This window comes from Synergistaceae bacterium, from assembly GCA_031272035.1.
GTDB lineage: Bacteria > Synergistota > Synergistia > Synergistales > Aminobacteriaceae > JAISSA01.
Genome location: JAISUO010000110.1, coordinates 25,067 through 38,326, shown reverse-complemented (window position 1 = coordinate 38,326; position 13,260 = coordinate 25,067). Strand labels below are relative to the sequence as shown.

Sequence of the window (13,260 nt, the reverse complement as noted above, 5' to 3'; positions counted from 1 at the left end):
CCTGAGGGAGTGGAAATGGTAATGCCGGGAGACAACGCGAACTTCGAGGTTGAGCTGATCGTGCCGATAGCGATGGAAGACGGGCTTCGCTTCGCGGTGCGTGAGGGCGGTCACACGGTAGGCGCCGGCGTCGTCACTCAGATCCTTGAGTAATGTCCTCCTTCGGCAGACAGAACGCAGAGGAAAATTAAAGTGGCGAAAAAAATACGTATTCGCTTGAAAGCCTTCGATCACAGGGTACTGGATACCTCCGCGTCCCAGATAGCTGAAACGGCGGAAAGAAGCGGGGCTGTAGTGTCGGGTCCCATTCCTCTTCCGACGGAGATCAGCCGGGTGACGATTTTGAAGTCTCCCCATAAGGACAAGGACGCGAGAGAACAGTTTGAAATGAGAACGCACAAGCGTCTGATCGATATTATCAATCCGACGCAGAAAACGATGGATGCGTTAATGCAGCTCAATCTTCCCTCTGGAGTCGACATCCAGATCAAGCTCTGAGAAGAGCGGGAAGCGCTGGCTGAAAGGAGAGAAAGTTAATGGGCATAGGGTTGCTGGGGAAGAAGATCGGCATGACTCAGGTCTTCAATGAGCAGGGACAGGCGATTGCGGTCACGGTGATCGCGGCCGGGCCCTGTCCTGTGATTGCCGTTCGTACCCCCGAACAGAACGGATACTCTGCCGTTCTTCTCGGCTATGGAGCGGTTAAGCCGCGCAAGCTGTCCAAACCCCTCAAGGGCCTTTTCGATAAGGTCAAAGTCGAACCCAAACGTACGCTGAGGGAATTCAGAATGAACGCAACGGAAGGGTACGAAATTGGGCAGGAGATCAGGGTAGATTTGTTCGAGCCGGGTGAGCAGGTGGACGTCAGCGGCGTCAGCAAGGGAAAGGGGTTTGCCGGAGTAATCAAGCGTTACCACTTCGGCGGCCAGCAGTTCAGCCATGGAACGTCGGTCATGCACCGCCATGGCGGATCCAGCGGAGCTATTTCCTATCCGGGGCGCGTGTTTCCAGGTAAGCGGATGCCGGGACATATGGGAAATGAAAAAGTGACGGTTAAAAACCTGACGATTGTAGCGGTGGACCTGGAAAACAACCTCCTTCTTGTCAAAGGGGCTGTACCTGGGGCTAAAAACAGCCTGGTCACCCTCTGCAAAAAGAAGTGACGGACCGGAAGGAGGGTTCAGAGCTTATGTCTGTAATCAAAGTAGTGGATTTCAATGGACAGGATGCGGGAGAGATGACGCTGTCCGACGTGGTGTTCGGCGCGCCGCTGCACATGCCCGCCATGCATCAGGTGGTGGTGGCTCATCTGGCCAACTGCAGACAGGGAACGCATTCCACCAAAACCCGGGGCGATGTGAGAGGCGGCGGTAAGAAGCCCTGGAAGCAGAAGCATACCGGTCGGGCACGACAGGGAAGCAGCCGTTCTCCGATCTGGACGCACGGTGGAGTCGCCCACGGCCCCAAGCCCCGCGACTATCACCAGAAGGTGAACAAAAAGGTGCGCCGCCTGGCTATGCTGAGCGCGCTCTCGATGAAGGTCAGAGAGGAACTTCTGACCGTGGTAAAGGGATTTGAGCTGGACAAACCATCCACAAAGGCGATGAAGACCTTTATGGAAGCGATCAACGCTCAAAAGGCCCTGGTCGTGTTCCATGCCAACGGCGACAATCTGGTGCGGTCGGCGCGCAACATTCCGGGGACCAAAATCATGAACGTCGCCAGCATCAACGTATATGACCTGCTCAACTCGAAAACCGTGGTGGTGACCCCTGAAGTGGTCGCCCGTCTTGAGGAGGTCTACACAAGATGAATCTGGTTGCCCATGACATTATCATCCGGCCGATCATAACGGAGAAAAGCAGCGCCATGATGGAGCACAACAAGTACACCTTCGAAGTGCACAGGAGCGCCAACAAAATCCAGATTCGAGAGGCCGTGGAACAGATTTTCAAAGTGAAGGTTCTGAGCGTCAACACGATGAACGTTCCTTCCAAGCCCAAGCGAATGGGCGCTTTCATTGGAAAGACGCGTTCCTGGAAAAAGGCCATTGTGTCCTTGCCCGAGGGGCAGCGCATCGAATTTTTCGAGGGCGCCAGTATCTAGGAAGGGGTAAAACACAGTCATGTCGATAAAACAATTTAAACCCTATACCCCGGGCCGCCGGCAGATGACCATCCAGGGGCGTGAGGACATCACCTCGGAGAAACCGGAGCGTTCGCTCACGGCTCCCCTGCGTAAAAGCGGCGGGCGGAACAATACGGGGCGTATCACCATGCGCCATATCGGCGGAGGCCACAGAAGAACCTATCGCCTTATCGATTTTCGGCGCAATAAGGTGGGAATCCCCGGAAAGGTCGCCACGGTCGAGTACGATCCGAACCGCAACGCTCGTATCGCTCTCATCAACTACGCCGACGGCGAGAAGCGCTATATCATTCTTCCCAAGGGGCTGAAGGTGGGCGACACCATTTACGCGGGAGCGGAAGCGGACATCACGCCCGGCAACGCTCTGAAGCTGAAGGACATGCCGGTGGGAACCATCGTTCACAATCTGGAGCTGGAACCCGGTCGGGGCGCGAAGCTGGTTCGGGCTGCGGGAACGTCGGCGCAGCTCATGGCCAAAGAGGGAAAATACGCCTATCTTCGTATGCCCAGCGGCGAGCTCCGCCTGATTCTTCAGGAGTGCATGGCCACCGTCGGGCAGGTGGGCAATGAAGATTATGAAAACATTTCTCTTGGCAAGGCGGGAAAAACCCGCTGGAAGGGTCGCCGTTCCAAAGTTCGGGGAATGGTCATGAACCCTGTGGATCACCCGATGGGTGGCGGTGAAGGCAGAAGCAAGAGCCACAAGCATCCTCTTTCGCCCTGGGGAACGCCCGCCAAGGGCTATCGTACGCGCAAACACAAGCCTTCCGACAGGCTGATCGTTCGCCGTCGCTACGAAAAGTAGACGTGAGGAGGGAATTTTCAGGATGGCTCGTTCGGCTAAGAAAGGACCCTATATAGAGCAGCGTCTCCTGGCGAGGGTCGAAGATATGAACACGTCGGGAAACAAAAAAGTGCTTAAAACATGGTCGCGTCGTTCTACCATAGTGCCCCAGATGATAGGGCATACCATCGCGATTCACAACGGGCGTATGCATTTGCCCGTTTACATCAGTGAAAATATGGTGGGACACAAACTGGGGGAGTTCGCTCCGACGCGCAAATTCGGACATCACGCGGGGCAGGAACGCTCCACCAAAGGAAAGTAGGAGGAACGGGCGATGGAAGCGGAAAAAATCGAAGCTAAGGCCATGGCTCGTCAGATTCGGATCTCACCGGCCAAAGTGAGGCAGGTACTGGCTCTCATCCGGGGGAAAGGCGCTGAAGACGCCATGACGATTCTGCGTTTCAGTCCTCAGAAAGCGGCGCGCGTAGTGTCCAAAATTTTGCAGAGCGCGATAGCGAACGCCGAGCATAACTATGGGATGGATACGGATAAACTGAAGGTTTCGACGGCTTATGTCGATCAGGGCCCTTCTCTGAAGCGTTTCAGACCGGCTTCCATGGGTCGCGCGCATCCGTACGTGCATCGCACATCTCATATAACCGTCAAGGTTGCGGAACGTTAGGAGGGTCTGACAACGTGGGACAGAAGGTACATCCCGTAGGATACAGGCTGGGAGTTACGACGGAATGGGAGTCCAAGTGGTACGCGGGCCCCAGAGATTACGCCAAAAAATTGCACGAAGATCTGAAACTTCGTGAGTGGATTATGAAGAAATGGGAAGGCGCAGGCATTTCCCGGGTAGAAATCGAAAGAATCGGACACGTGGTTCGTTTCACCATCTGGACGGCGCGGCCGGGTGTGGTTATCGGGCGCGGGGGCACTGAAATCCAGGTCATCAAGGATGAACTGCAGAAGCTCACCGGCGGCAAGGTGATGATCAACGTTCAGGAGATCAAAAATCCCGATGTTGTGGCGCAGCTTGTGGCGGAGGGAATTGCCGCCTCTCTGGAGCGCCGCATCTCGTTCCGCCGCGCGATGAAACAGGCCATTTTCCGCGCGACGAAATCCGGAGTGAAGGGGATCAAGGCCCAGGTGGCCGGACGCCTCGGAGGAGCGGAAATCGCCCGTACCGAGTGGTACAACGAAGGCCGTCTGCCCCTTTCAACCATACGGGCGGATATTGATTATGGCTTTGCGGAAGCCGTCACCATGTACGGCGTTATCGGCTGCAAAATCTGGATTTACCGTGACCGAGAGAATGAACGCCCCGTTCAGCAGCGTTCGAATAAAAGGCAGAGGGGGTAGACGTTCATGCTGATGCCCAGCAGGGTAAAATATCGTAAATCCCACCGCAGCCCGCTTCGAGGTTTTTCCAAGGGCGGTGTGAGCGTGGCTTTCGGCGACTGGGGACTTCAGGCTCAGGAGAACGCCTGGATCACCGCGCGCCAGATTGAAGCCACCCGCGTGGCGATTTCACGAAAGATGAAAAAAGGCGGCAAAATCTGGATTCGCATTTTCCCCGACAGGCCCTACACGAAGAAGCCTCTGGAAACGCGTATGGGTAAGGGAAAAGGCGCGCCGGAATTTTGGGTGGCCGCTGTAAAACGAGGCCGCGTAATGTTTGAAGTGGCCGGAGTTTCGAAGGATGTGGCCGAACAGGCTTTTCGTACCGCTTCCCACAAACTGCCGATCAGGGTTAAGATTGTGGCGAGAGAAAGTATGGGTGGTGAAGAGTGATGGAAACGGCAAAACTTCGCGAACTCGGACTGGACGAGCTCCAGGAAAAGTATCGTCAATATAAGGAAGAACTGTTCAACCTTCGTTTTCAGAACGCGATAGGACAGCTTAAAAATACGAATCGCATCAAAGATGTCCGTAAGACGATTGCCAGAGTCCTGACCATTGCGGGAGAAAAGAGCCGCGCTTTGGAAAATTCGGCGGACGGAAGGTAGGATCTCCATGGATGTGAAAGAAATGGAACTCAAAGAGGAAGCGGGACTTTCCCACCGAAAGATAAGAGTGGGAGTGGTCGTCAGCAACAAAATGAATAAAACGGTTGTGGTGAAGGTGAGCCGTCACGCCGAACACCCTCTTTACGGCAAACGGATCATCAAAACCAAAAAGTACGTGGCGCACGACGAAGAGAACACCTGCCGCGTGGGAGACCAGATTCGCATCCGCGAGACGCGTCCCATGAGTCGGACCAAAAGATGGGAACTGGTAGAAATTGTGCAGCGGGCTCCTGTTTTCGAGTCTGATACACCCGGGAAGGAGTAAATTATGATCCAGTTGACGACAGTTTTGAATGTCGCGGACAACTCCGGAGCCCGAAAGCTTTTTTGCATTCAGGTGATGGGGGGAAGCAAGCGCAAATGGGGGACGATCGGAGATGTCATAGTCGCTTCCGTGCGTGAGGCCATCCCCAACAGCAACATAGCGAAAGGCGCCGTTGTGAAGGCCGTCATCGTCCGCACCAAAAAAGAGGTGAGGCGTCAGGACGGATCCTACGTTCGTTTCGACGACAACGCAGCGGTTATCATCGACGGCAACGGAGAACCCAGGGGGACCCGCATATTTGGCCCCGTCGGCCGGGAGCTTCGCGCAAAGAAATATATGCGCATCCTTTCTCTGGCGCCGGAAGTGGTTTAGGAGGCGCATTGCACGATGACGATGAGAATTAAGAAGAACGACCGGGTCCGCGTCATATCCGGAAAGGATAAGGGGAAAGAGGGGAAGATCCTGAGGCGCATTCCCGACAGAGACATGGTCGTTGTGGAGGGAATCAACATGGTTTCGCGCCACATGAAACCGAGTCAGAAAAATCCCCAGGCCGGCATACATCGACAGGAAGCGCCCATTTACGCTTCCAAGGTGATGCTGGTGTGCCCTCAGTGCGGGGCCGCCACAAGGGTGGGCTCTTCCTTTTTGGAGAGCGGCAAAAAAGTTCGCGTCTGCAGAAAATGCAGCGAGATCATTGACCGAGCCTGAAGGGAGAGTCGGAAATGACACCGCGCATTTTGGAAAAGTATAAAACGGAAATTTGTCCCGCGCTGATGAAGGAGTTCAGCTACAAAAACGTGATGCAGCTTCCCCGTGTTCAGAAGGTTGTGGTGAACATCGGAGTCGGTGACGCGAAGGTGGACATCAAGTTCATGGACGCGGCTATCGCCGAGCTGAGAGCCATTACGGGACAGCAGCCTCTTCTGAAGCGGGCGAAGAAATCGGTTGCGGGGTTCAAGGTACGCGAGGGGATGCCTGTGGCCTGCACGGTCACGCTCAGAGGAACGCGCATGTGGGAGTTTCTCGACAGGCTGATCTCTCTGGCGCTGCCGAGCATCAAGGATTTTCAGGGAATTTCGAAACGCGGATTCGACGGTCGGGGAAACTACAACCTCGGTCTGCGGGAGCAGCTCATTTTCCCCGAAATCTCGTACGATAAGGTTATTCGGCCGCGGGGCATGAATGTTACGATTGTGACCTCGGCGAACAGCGATGAAGAGGCGTACGCGCTTCTCAGGGGCATGGGAGTGCCCTTCAACCGTTAAGAGGGGAGACAGCGAAGAATGGCGAGAAAAGCTATGAGGCACAAGGCGACCTTACCCCCGAAGTTCGAGGTGCGGCAGCATAACCGCTGCCCGCTGTGCGGAAGGGTACACGCCTATATGAGGATGTTTGACATGTGCCGTTGCTGCTTCCGTAAGCTTGCCCGCGAGGGCAGAATACCCGGCGTAGTCAAGTCGAGCTGGTAGGCCGGACAGGGGGCAACAGATATGTACGTTAACGATCCCATCGCGGATATGCTCACGAGAGTGCGCAACGCGAACATGATATACAGCGAGAGTGTGGATGTTCCTGCGAGCAAAATAAAACTGGCGATCGCAAGGATTCTGAAAGAAGAGGGCTACATCAAAAACTTCAAGACGATTACGGACCCCAAAAAGCCCTACGCCTCCATCAGGATATTCCTCTCCTATGGTCCGGAGCGGGAACGCGTCATTCAGGGACTTCGCAGGATCAGCAAACCGGGCCGGCGGATTTACGTGGGCCGGGACAGACTGCCTCTGGTGATGGGTGGGCTTGGACTTGCGGTGGTTTCGACCTCTCAGGGTCTGAAATCCGGAGCGGAAGCCGCAAAACTGGGCCTGGGCGGAGAAGTTCTCTGCTATGTCTGGTAGGAGGAGGGGAGAGTAGATGTCTCGTATAGGACGAAAGGCGATTCCTCTCCCGAAAGGGACGACCGTTACCGTGAAAGAGGATAAAATTCTGGTGAAGGGGACCCGCGGCGAGCTGCAGACTCCTCTGATGCCTGGCATTTCGGTCGCTGTGGAAGACGGCCGGATTGTGGTCGCCAGAGAGAACGACGAGAAGCAGACCTGCGCCTGGCACGGAATGACCCGGGCTCTTGTGGCCAACATGGTCACGGGGGTGACCGAGGGCTTCCAGAAGACTCTGGAGATCGTGGGAGTCGGCTGGCGCGCGCAGATGCAGGGCAAAAAACTCGTTTTGAACGTGGGATATTCCCACCCTGTGGAGTTCGACCCGCCAAAGGGAATTGAGATCGTGGTGGAAAACCCGATCAAGTTCATTGTCAAAGGGAACGATAAGCAGCTTGTGGGAGAAACCTGCGCCGTCATCCGCGCGGTTCGTCCTCCTGAGCCCTACCACGGAAAGGGAATTCGCTATTCGGACGAGCATATCGTCCGCAAGGCCGGCAAAACCGGCGCGAAGTAGCGGTGTGAGGTGGATTTGATGAAAAAAAGAAGCAGAAACGACATGCGGGTGATTCGCCATCAGCGTCTGCGCCGTACGCTTTCCGGTACTGCGGAGACTCCGCGCATGGCCGTCTATCACAGTCTTAGTCATATTTACGTGCAGCTGGTCGACGACGAAAAGGGGCATACCCTGGCCTCGGCTTCCACGCTGGAAAAGGACATTCAAAGCGGCTTGAAGGGAACCTGCAATATCGATGCGGCCAAAATCGTGGGCAAACTTGCCGCGGAGCGAGCCAAAGCCAGAGGCATCGAATCGGTGGTCTTCGATCGCGGAGGACATCTGTATCACGGAAAAATCAAAGCACTGGCGGACGCGGCTCGCGAGGCCGGTCTCAGGTTCTGATTCGGGGAGAGCAGGCAGATTATGATCAAAAAGAGAATCGATGCCAAGGGTTTGGAACTGAAGGAGCGCGTCGTCGCCATCAACCGCGTGAGCAAGGTCGTCAAGGGAGGAAAACGATTCAAGTTTGCCGTCCTTGTGGTGGTGGGAGACGAAAATCGTTATGTGGGCGTCGCCATCGGCAAGGCCAAGGAAATATCCGAGGCCGTTCGCAAGGGGATCGACAAGGCCGGAAAGGACCTGGTCGAGTTGAAGCGCATGGGTGATACCCTGCCCCATCCCGTTCAGGGACAGTTCGGAGCGGCCAGCGTTCTTTTGAAGCCGGCCCCCGCCGGTACGGGAGTCATCGCGGGCGGTGTGGTGCGCGCCATCATGGAGCTTGGGGGAGTGAAAAACGTGGTCACGAAAGTGGTGGGCCGTACGTCCAACTCCATCAACGTGGCCTGGGCGACCCTGGAGGCGCTGAAAGAGAGCCGCACAGTGGACGAGATTTTCAGACTCAGGGGTAAAAAAGCTCCCGAGCCCGCTGTCGCGGCGGAATAGGAGGTCGTACCCATCATGGCCAATATCAGGATTAAATGGGTCAAAAGCGCCATCGGCTTTCCCGCCCGGCAGAAACGGACGCTGGAGGCCCTTGGATTCAAAAAACTGCAGTCCGTCGTGGAGCACGAGGATACCCCTCAGATCCGCGGCATGATCGAGAAGGTCCGTCATCTTGTGAAGGATATATCCGACGACCAGGGAGGTGTGGACAGATGAACCTGCATGATCTCCGAGCGGTTCCCGGAGCCAAACGCGCGCCAAAACGTCTGGGACAGGGAACCGGCAGCGGGACGGGAAAAACGGCGGGTAAGGGAAACAAGGGACACAAATCCCGCACGGGCGGCGGAGTGGGCCCTGGTTTCGAGGGAGGCCAGATGCCTCTTTCCCGCAGAATTCCCAAACGAGGGTTCAACAACGCACGTTTCGCGAAAGAATATCAGATTGTCAACCTGAGTCTGCTGAATGAAAAATTTGAAAGCGGACAGGAAATTACGGTGCGGGAGCTTCACAACGCGGGGCTTGTCCGCTCGGCGTCCCTGCCCGTCAAAGTTCTCGCAAAGGGAGAGGTAGACAGGGCATTCACTCTCCGGGTCAACGCGATCAGTCAAAGCGCCAGACAGAAAATCGAGGCGGCGGGCGGGAAGGCAGAGGTGATCTGACGTGTTGGGATCCTTTGGCGATGCTTTCAGACTCCCTGATCTGAAAAGAAGGATACTTTTCACGCTGGGGGCTCTTTTCATCTTTCGCCTTGGAGCTCATATCCCTGCACCGGGCATCGATACCGAGGCGATGGCCGCTCTTTTCAACAGCGGCAGCGGTGGTATCCTGGATTTCCTGAACCTGTTTTCAGGCGGAGCTCTCAGTCGTTTCAGCATTTTTTCTCTTGGAGTGGCTCCCTACATCAATTCCAGCATCGTAATGCAGCTGCTGGTGGTGATCTTCCCTTACCTGGAAAAGATGCAGAAGGACAATGAGGAAGGAAGAAAGAAGATCATCCAGTGGACGCGTTACGGCTCGATTCCCTTTGCCGTGGTGCAGGCCATCGGTCTGACCACCTGGCTGGGCAGCGTCAGCAATCCCCCCATTTTTTCGGGAGGGGTTTTCGACGCTTTTGTCGTGGCGATTACGCTGACGGCCGGTTCCATCGCGGTGATGTGGCTGGGGGAGGAACTTTCCGATCACGGAATTGGAAATGGAATTTCCCTTCTGATTTTCGCGGGAATCGTGGCGCGTATGCCGGGGGCCGTTATGCAAACCTGGAGGCTGTTGATCGCAGGATCCATGAATATTTTTGTTCTTTTGGGCGTTCTCATTCTGATGGTGATTGTGGTGGCCGCCTGTATTTTGCTTCAGGAGGGTCAGCGCCGCCTGCCGGTGCAGTACGCCAAGAGAGTCGTTGGAAACAAGGTGTATGGGGGGCAGAGCACCTTCATTCCCCTTCGTGTGAACCAGTCGGGAGTTATCCCCATCATCTTCGCCTCTTCGCTTCTGATTTTCCCCACAACGGTGGCGAATTTTCTGGGAGACAGCACGGCGGGCCGTTTTCTGCGCTCTCTTTTTGCTTACGGAAGCTGGTTCTACATGATTTGTTACATCCTGCTGATCGTTTTCTTTTCTTATTTCTACACGGCGGTGGTCTTCAATCCCAACGACATCGCCAACAACATGAAGAAATATGGCGGGTTCATTTTGGGAATACGTCCGGGTCAGCCCACGGCGGACTATATCACCAAAGTCATGGAGCGCATCACCCTGGGCGGAGCGATCTTCCTGGCCGTGGTGGCCCTTGTCCCCAACCTGATGTCCGGGCTGATGGGAGCCAACGCGTTTTATTTCGGGGGAACCGCGGTTCTGATCGTCGTGGGCGTCGCGCTGGACACGGTGCATCAGATCGAAGCCCAGCTCCTGATGCGTCATTATGACGGAATTCTGAAAAAATCCGGAGGAAAAGCCGGAAGCCTGCTTCGCATGTGATGCTGCGAGACGCCTGGAAGGAGGTCGATGAGAGATGCGGCTGGTTCTTTTGGGAGCTCCAGGTGCAGGTAAGGGAACTCAGGCGAATTTGCTGAAGGAGAAATATGGTTGCGTCCATATCTCCACGGGGGACATTTTCAGAAGGAACCTGAAGGAAAAAACGGAACTGGGTCTGCAGGCCGAGTCCTTTATGAGCAGAGGGGAACTCGTTCCCGACAGCCTTGTCGTTAAAATGGTATCGGAGCGATTCCGGGAGAAGGACGTGGCAAAGGGCTTTCTTATGGACGGGTTTCCGCGCACGATCGTTCAGGCCGAGGCCTTCGAGACCGTTCTGAACGAACGGGGTTATCCTCTGGACGGGGCTCTGCTTTTGAAGATCGAGGAGGAAGTCCTCGTTCAGCGTCTGACAAATCGCAGGACCTGCCGTTCCTGCGGAGGAATCTCGAATCTTCTGACGATGAGGGAACCCGAGGGGAAAAGATGCCTGACCTGCGGAGGAGAACTGTATCAGAGAGAAGACGACGAGGAAGAGGTTATCCGCAATCGTCTGAAGGTCTACCGTGAGCAGACGGCGCTTCTGGTCGCCTGGTACGGGCAGCGGGGAATCCTTTACGAGTGCGACGCCTCGGGAACGCAGGAAGAAATATTTACGAAAATACAGATGACTTTGGAGAAGCATGGTATATCTTAAGACGGAAGAAGAAATCGTGCTGATGCGCAAAGCGGGAAAAGTGGTTGCCGATATCCTCGATGCGCTCAGAGAAACGGTTCGCCCGGGAGTTTCCACCGCCGAACTGGATCGGGTGGCGGAAAAATATATTGAACTTTCGGGGGGAACCGCGGCATTTAAAGGGTATCGGCCTTTTCACGCGGCTGTTCCCTTTCCGGGTACGGTGTGCGCCTCGGTGAACGAGGAGATTGTTCACGGTATTCCCAGCGATGGTCGGATTCTGGCGGAAGGAGACATCGTCAGCGTCGATGTGGGGGTGTGTCTTGAGGGATATTATGGAGACGCGGCCTGCACTTATCCGGTTGGGACCATTGACGTGGGACGGAAAAAGCTGCTGCGGGTCACGGAGGAAGCTCTGAATTTGGCGCTTGCGGCTGTGAAAACGGGAAATACCGTGGGAGATGTGGGGTACGCGGTGGAGAGCTACGTTCTCGGGCAGGGGTTCGGAATCGTGCGGGATTACACCGGACACGGCGTCGGGAAAAAACTTCACGAAGCGCCTCAGGTTCCCAACTTCGGGAAACCGGGCAGGGGAGTGACCCTGCAGTGCGGCATGACCCTGGCCATTGAGCCCATGGTTATGGCCGGAAAAGAGCAAGTGGCGATCGGATCGGACGAGTGGGTTGTGGTTACTGCCGATGGTTCCGACGCGGCGCATTTTGAGAGGTCCATCGTCGTGACGGATGATGGCCCCGAGATTTTGACCCCGTGGATAAGCCGTCTGGATTGATTTTGAAAAGAAATTCCGGAAACAATGAAAAAATCGCCGGACGAATATCGAGTGGGGCAGGTTGTTATCTCGAAGAGGGGTAAAGATGTCGGGCATATATACGTGATTGCAGGATTTTTGGCCAAAAACAGGCTGGCGCTGGTGGACACGAAGCATTTCAGCGTTTCCCGGCCCAAGTCTAAAAATCCCCGCCATATCCAGACGACGCGGCGTTTTCTCGACGCGGAAACGATGGCGTCCATCGAAAAGGGCAGGGAAATCGATCACGAAGAGTTGCGGCGTTTTTTGAGGACCTCGGAAGAAAGCGTATGAGTCGGAGCAGAGAGGCAGGGCAGCGAATGGCAAATAAGGAAACGTCAGGGAAGGAAGAAGTGATAGAGGCCAAGGGCGTGGTGTCGGAACCTCTTCCCAACGCCATGTTTCGCGTGGAGCTGGAAAACGGGCATAAACTTTTGGCTCATGTATCGGGCAAGATGCGAATGCATTTTATTCGAATACTTCCGGGAGATCGGGTTTTGGTTGAAATTTCTCCTTATGATTTAACGCGGGGGAGAATTATTTACAGGTATAAATAGGGTCTTTGTGAGCGGCTTTTGTACAGCTTTTTTTTACAACCCTGAAAAATTTATAAAGTTTCGGTGGAGGAGTGGGACCATGAAAGTCAGACCGTCGGTAAAGCCGATATGTGAATTTTGCCGTGTGGTGAGGCGCGGTGGCGTTGTGCGGATCATCTGCAGCCGGGATCAGCGTCACAAGCAGCGCCAGGGAGTGAGGAGGTAATCGAATGGCTCGTATAGCGGGAGTGGACATCCCCAGAGAAAAACGCGTGGAGATTGCTCTGACGTATATTTTCGGAATTGGTCTGCCCTCAGCGCAGAAAATTCTGGCGAAAACAGGAGTAAATCCCGATACGAGGGTGAAGGATCTGACGGAAGAGGATACCCAGAAACTTCGCCGCGAGATTGAGGATAACTACAGAGTCGAAGGCGACCTCCGGCGTGAGGTGTCCATGAACATCAAGCGCCTCATCGACATCGGCTGCTACAGAGGAATTCGTCATAAACTGGGACTTCCCGTTCGGGGGCAGAGGACGAAAACGAATGCCAGAACCCGCAAGGGCCCGCGGCGTACCGTCGCCAACAAGAAGATGGCCGGCAAGTAAAATGAGATTCAAGT

Annotated in this window: 29 protein-coding genes; all 29 read left to right on the top strand. The window is 55.2% G+C overall.

The genetic code is table 11. From position 1 onward, the window contains the following. A partial coding sequence (tuf, locus tag LBR61_13020; GenBank protein ID MDR1733002.1) for an elongation factor Tu occupies nucleotides 1–153 on the top strand: 153 nt, incomplete at its 5' end. Between the two features lie 39 nt (nucleotides 154–192). Continuing rightward, the gene (gene rpsJ, locus LBR61_13015; GenBank protein ID MDR1733001.1) at nucleotides 193–498 is read left to right on the top strand and encodes a 30S ribosomal protein S10; all 306 of its coding nucleotides are present in this window, start codon (nucleotides 193–195) and stop codon (nucleotides 496–498) included. Between the two features lie 38 nt (nucleotides 499–536). Then, nucleotides 537–1,163: a 50S ribosomal protein L3 gene (gene rplC / locus LBR61_13010; GenBank protein MDR1733000.1), complete on the top strand. Its 627-nt coding sequence runs from the start codon at nucleotides 537–539 to the stop codon at nucleotides 1,161–1,163. Nucleotides 1,164–1,189: 26 nt separating this feature from the next. After that, the gene (rplD, locus tag LBR61_13005) at nucleotides 1,190–1,813 is read left to right on the top strand and encodes a 50S ribosomal protein L4 (protein MDR1732999.1); all 624 of its coding nucleotides are present in this window, start codon (nucleotides 1,190–1,192) and stop codon (nucleotides 1,811–1,813) included. Continuing rightward, nucleotides 1,810–2,106, top strand: a complete 297-nt coding sequence (gene rplW / locus LBR61_13000; GenBank protein ID MDR1732998.1) for a 50S ribosomal protein L23 — start codon at nucleotides 1,810–1,812, stop codon at nucleotides 2,104–2,106. The genes rplD and rplW overlap by 4 nt, the downstream gene beginning before the upstream one ends. Before the next feature lie 19 nt (nucleotides 2,107–2,125). Continuing rightward, complete coding sequence (gene rplB / locus LBR61_12995; protein MDR1732997.1) at nucleotides 2,126–2,953, top strand: 50S ribosomal protein L2; 828 nt, start codon at nucleotides 2,126–2,128, stop codon at nucleotides 2,951–2,953. Nucleotides 2,954–2,975: 22 nt separating this feature from the next. After that, entirely contained in the window at nucleotides 2,976–3,257 is a 282-nt protein-coding gene (gene rpsS / locus LBR61_12990) for a 30S ribosomal protein S19 (GenBank protein ID MDR1732996.1), read from the top strand. A gap of 27 nt (nucleotides 3,258–3,284) precedes the next feature. Further along, the gene (rplV, locus tag LBR61_12985) at nucleotides 3,285–3,617 is read left to right on the top strand and encodes a 50S ribosomal protein L22 (GenBank protein ID MDR1732995.1); all 333 of its coding nucleotides are present in this window, start codon (nucleotides 3,285–3,287) and stop codon (nucleotides 3,615–3,617) included. A gap of 14 nt (nucleotides 3,618–3,631) precedes the next feature. Beyond that, nucleotides 3,632–4,300, top strand: a complete 669-nt coding sequence (gene rpsC / locus LBR61_12980) for a 30S ribosomal protein S3 (protein ID MDR1732994.1) — start codon at nucleotides 3,632–3,634, stop codon at nucleotides 4,298–4,300. 6 nt (nucleotides 4,301–4,306) lie between these two features. Continuing rightward, nucleotides 4,307–4,732 (top strand): 50S ribosomal protein L16, encoded by a 426-nt coding sequence (gene rplP, locus LBR61_12975; GenBank protein MDR1732993.1) that lies wholly within the window; start codon nucleotides 4,307–4,309, stop codon nucleotides 4,730–4,732. Continuing rightward, on the top strand, nucleotides 4,732–4,947 hold the full coding sequence (gene rpmC, locus LBR61_12970; GenBank protein ID MDR1732992.1) for a 50S ribosomal protein L29: 216 nt from the start codon (nucleotides 4,732–4,734) through the stop codon (nucleotides 4,945–4,947). Before rplP ends, rpmC begins: the two co-directional genes overlap by 1 nt. Nucleotides 4,948–4,954: 7 nt before the next feature. Then, nucleotides 4,955–5,272, top strand: coding sequence for a 30S ribosomal protein S17 (rpsQ, locus tag LBR61_12965; GenBank protein ID MDR1732991.1), 318 nt, complete (start codon nucleotides 4,955–4,957; stop codon nucleotides 5,270–5,272). Nucleotides 5,273–5,275: 3 nt separating this feature from the next. Beyond that, nucleotides 5,276–5,644: a 50S ribosomal protein L14 gene (gene rplN, locus LBR61_12960; GenBank protein ID MDR1732990.1), complete on the top strand. Its 369-nt coding sequence runs from the start codon at nucleotides 5,276–5,278 to the stop codon at nucleotides 5,642–5,644. Nucleotides 5,645–5,659: 15 nt separating this feature from the next. Then, the gene (gene rplX, locus LBR61_12955) at nucleotides 5,660–5,983 is read left to right on the top strand and encodes a 50S ribosomal protein L24 (protein MDR1732989.1); all 324 of its coding nucleotides are present in this window, start codon (nucleotides 5,660–5,662) and stop codon (nucleotides 5,981–5,983) included. Nucleotides 5,984–5,997: 14 nt separating this feature from the next. Then, the gene (gene rplE, locus LBR61_12950; GenBank protein MDR1732988.1) at nucleotides 5,998–6,540 is read left to right on the top strand and encodes a 50S ribosomal protein L5; all 543 of its coding nucleotides are present in this window, start codon (nucleotides 5,998–6,000) and stop codon (nucleotides 6,538–6,540) included. Nucleotides 6,541–6,558: 18 nt separating this feature from the next. Further along, nucleotides 6,559–6,744, top strand: a complete 186-nt coding sequence (locus LBR61_12945) for a type Z 30S ribosomal protein S14 (GenBank protein ID MDR1732987.1) — start codon at nucleotides 6,559–6,561, stop codon at nucleotides 6,742–6,744. Nucleotides 6,745–6,765: 21 nt separating this feature from the next. Continuing rightward, nucleotides 6,766–7,170 (top strand): 30S ribosomal protein S8, encoded by a 405-nt coding sequence (gene rpsH, locus LBR61_12940; protein MDR1732986.1) that lies wholly within the window; start codon nucleotides 6,766–6,768, stop codon nucleotides 7,168–7,170. Nucleotides 7,171–7,186: 16 nt separating this feature from the next. Next, entirely contained in the window at nucleotides 7,187–7,726 is a 540-nt protein-coding gene (rplF, locus tag LBR61_12935; GenBank protein MDR1732985.1) for a 50S ribosomal protein L6, read from the top strand. An 18-nt stretch (nucleotides 7,727–7,744) separates the two neighbouring features. After that, nucleotides 7,745–8,110 (top strand): 50S ribosomal protein L18, encoded by a 366-nt coding sequence (rplR, locus tag LBR61_12930; protein MDR1732984.1) that lies wholly within the window; start codon nucleotides 7,745–7,747, stop codon nucleotides 8,108–8,110. 24 nt (nucleotides 8,111–8,134) lie between these two features. Beyond that, the gene (rpsE, locus tag LBR61_12925; protein MDR1732983.1) at nucleotides 8,135–8,650 is read left to right on the top strand and encodes a 30S ribosomal protein S5; all 516 of its coding nucleotides are present in this window, start codon (nucleotides 8,135–8,137) and stop codon (nucleotides 8,648–8,650) included. Nucleotides 8,651–8,665: 15 nt separating this feature from the next. Then, nucleotides 8,666–8,866 carry a 50S ribosomal protein L30 gene (gene rpmD, locus LBR61_12920; GenBank protein ID MDR1732982.1) on the top strand — a complete coding sequence of 67 codons (201 nt, stop codon included), beginning with the start codon at nucleotides 8,666–8,668 and terminating at the stop codon, nucleotides 8,864–8,866. Further along, nucleotides 8,863–9,309, top strand: a complete 447-nt coding sequence (rplO, locus tag LBR61_12915; GenBank protein ID MDR1732981.1) for a 50S ribosomal protein L15 — start codon at nucleotides 8,863–8,865, stop codon at nucleotides 9,307–9,309. The genes rpmD and rplO overlap by 4 nt, the downstream gene beginning before the upstream one ends. A 1-nt stretch (nucleotide 9,310) precedes the next feature. Further along, nucleotides 9,311–10,624 carry a preprotein translocase subunit SecY gene (gene secY / locus LBR61_12910; GenBank protein ID MDR1732980.1) on the top strand — a complete coding sequence of 438 codons (1,314 nt, stop codon included), beginning with the start codon at nucleotides 9,311–9,313 and terminating at the stop codon, nucleotides 10,622–10,624. 34 nt (nucleotides 10,625–10,658) lie between these two features. Beyond that, nucleotides 10,659–11,315 (top strand): adenylate kinase, encoded by a 657-nt coding sequence (locus LBR61_12905; GenBank protein ID MDR1732979.1) that lies wholly within the window; start codon nucleotides 10,659–10,661, stop codon nucleotides 11,313–11,315. Further along, nucleotides 11,302–12,084: a type I methionyl aminopeptidase gene (map, locus tag LBR61_12900; protein MDR1732978.1), complete on the top strand. Its 783-nt coding sequence runs from the start codon at nucleotides 11,302–11,304 to the stop codon at nucleotides 12,082–12,084. Before LBR61_12905 ends, map begins: the two co-directional genes overlap by 14 nt. A 24-nt stretch (nucleotides 12,085–12,108) precedes the next feature. Then, nucleotides 12,109–12,396, top strand: a complete 288-nt coding sequence (locus LBR61_12895) for a KOW domain-containing RNA-binding protein (GenBank protein MDR1732977.1) — start codon at nucleotides 12,109–12,111, stop codon at nucleotides 12,394–12,396. Nucleotides 12,397–12,422: 26 nt separating this feature from the next. Further along, a complete protein-coding gene (gene infA / locus LBR61_12890) occupies nucleotides 12,423–12,659 on the top strand; it encodes a translation initiation factor IF-1 (protein ID MDR1732976.1) in 237 nt (78 codons plus the stop codon). 79 nt (nucleotides 12,660–12,738) lie between these two features. Beyond that, complete coding sequence (gene rpmJ, locus LBR61_12885; GenBank protein MDR1732975.1) at nucleotides 12,739–12,864, top strand: 50S ribosomal protein L36; 126 nt, start codon at nucleotides 12,739–12,741, stop codon at nucleotides 12,862–12,864. 4 nt (nucleotides 12,865–12,868) lie between these two features. After that, on the top strand, nucleotides 12,869–13,246 hold the full coding sequence (rpsM, locus tag LBR61_12880) for a 30S ribosomal protein S13 (protein MDR1732974.1): 378 nt from the start codon (nucleotides 12,869–12,871) through the stop codon (nucleotides 13,244–13,246). Nucleotides 13,247–13,260: the final 14 nt, after the last annotated feature.

Excerpts from the sequence above, each read along its gene's own strand:
- rplC (MDR1733000.1), top strand. The coding sequence starts at position 537 with ATGGGCATAGGGTTGCTGGGGAAGAAGATCGGCATGACTCAGGTCTTC.
- rplD (MDR1732999.1), top strand. The coding sequence starts at position 1,190 with ATGTCTGTAATCAAAGTAGTGGATTTCAATGGACAGGATGCGGGAGAG.
- rplW (MDR1732998.1), top strand. The coding sequence starts at position 1,810 with ATGAATCTGGTTGCCCATGACATTATCATCCGGCCGATCATAACGGAG.
- rplB (MDR1732997.1), top strand. The coding sequence starts at position 2,126 with ATGTCGATAAAACAATTTAAACCCTATACCCCGGGCCGCCGGCAGATG.
- rpsS (MDR1732996.1), top strand. The coding sequence starts at position 2,976 with ATGGCTCGTTCGGCTAAGAAAGGACCCTATATAGAGCAGCGTCTCCTG.
- rplP (MDR1732993.1), top strand. The coding sequence starts at position 4,307 with ATGCTGATGCCCAGCAGGGTAAAATATCGTAAATCCCACCGCAGCCCG.
- rpmC (MDR1732992.1), top strand. The coding sequence starts at position 4,732 with ATGGAAACGGCAAAACTTCGCGAACTCGGACTGGACGAGCTCCAGGAA.
- rpsQ (MDR1732991.1), top strand. The coding sequence starts at position 4,955 with ATGGATGTGAAAGAAATGGAACTCAAAGAGGAAGCGGGACTTTCCCAC.
- rplN (MDR1732990.1), top strand. The coding sequence starts at position 5,276 with ATGATCCAGTTGACGACAGTTTTGAATGTCGCGGACAACTCCGGAGCC.
- rplX (MDR1732989.1), top strand. The coding sequence starts at position 5,660 with ATGACGATGAGAATTAAGAAGAACGACCGGGTCCGCGTCATATCCGGA.
- rplE (MDR1732988.1), top strand. The coding sequence starts at position 5,998 with ATGACACCGCGCATTTTGGAAAAGTATAAAACGGAAATTTGTCCCGCG.
- LBR61_12945 (MDR1732987.1), top strand. The coding sequence starts at position 6,559 with ATGGCGAGAAAAGCTATGAGGCACAAGGCGACCTTACCCCCGAAGTTC.
- rpsH (MDR1732986.1), top strand. The coding sequence starts at position 6,766 with ATGTACGTTAACGATCCCATCGCGGATATGCTCACGAGAGTGCGCAAC.
- rplF (MDR1732985.1), top strand. The coding sequence starts at position 7,187 with ATGTCTCGTATAGGACGAAAGGCGATTCCTCTCCCGAAAGGGACGACC.
- rplR (MDR1732984.1), top strand. The coding sequence starts at position 7,745 with ATGAAAAAAAGAAGCAGAAACGACATGCGGGTGATTCGCCATCAGCGT.
- rpmD (MDR1732982.1), top strand. The coding sequence starts at position 8,666 with ATGGCCAATATCAGGATTAAATGGGTCAAAAGCGCCATCGGCTTTCCC.
- rplO (MDR1732981.1), top strand. The coding sequence starts at position 8,863 with ATGAACCTGCATGATCTCCGAGCGGTTCCCGGAGCCAAACGCGCGCCA.
- LBR61_12905 (MDR1732979.1), top strand. The coding sequence starts at position 10,659 with ATGCGGCTGGTTCTTTTGGGAGCTCCAGGTGCAGGTAAGGGAACTCAG.
- map (MDR1732978.1), top strand. The coding sequence starts at position 11,302 with ATGGTATATCTTAAGACGGAAGAAGAAATCGTGCTGATGCGCAAAGCG.
- LBR61_12895 (MDR1732977.1), top strand. The coding sequence starts at position 12,109 with ATGAAAAAATCGCCGGACGAATATCGAGTGGGGCAGGTTGTTATCTCG.
- infA (MDR1732976.1), top strand. The coding sequence starts at position 12,423 with ATGGCAAATAAGGAAACGTCAGGGAAGGAAGAAGTGATAGAGGCCAAG.
- rpmJ (MDR1732975.1), top strand. The coding sequence starts at position 12,739 with ATGAAAGTCAGACCGTCGGTAAAGCCGATATGTGAATTTTGCCGTGTG.
- rpsM (MDR1732974.1), top strand. The coding sequence starts at position 12,869 with ATGGCTCGTATAGCGGGAGTGGACATCCCCAGAGAAAAACGCGTGGAG.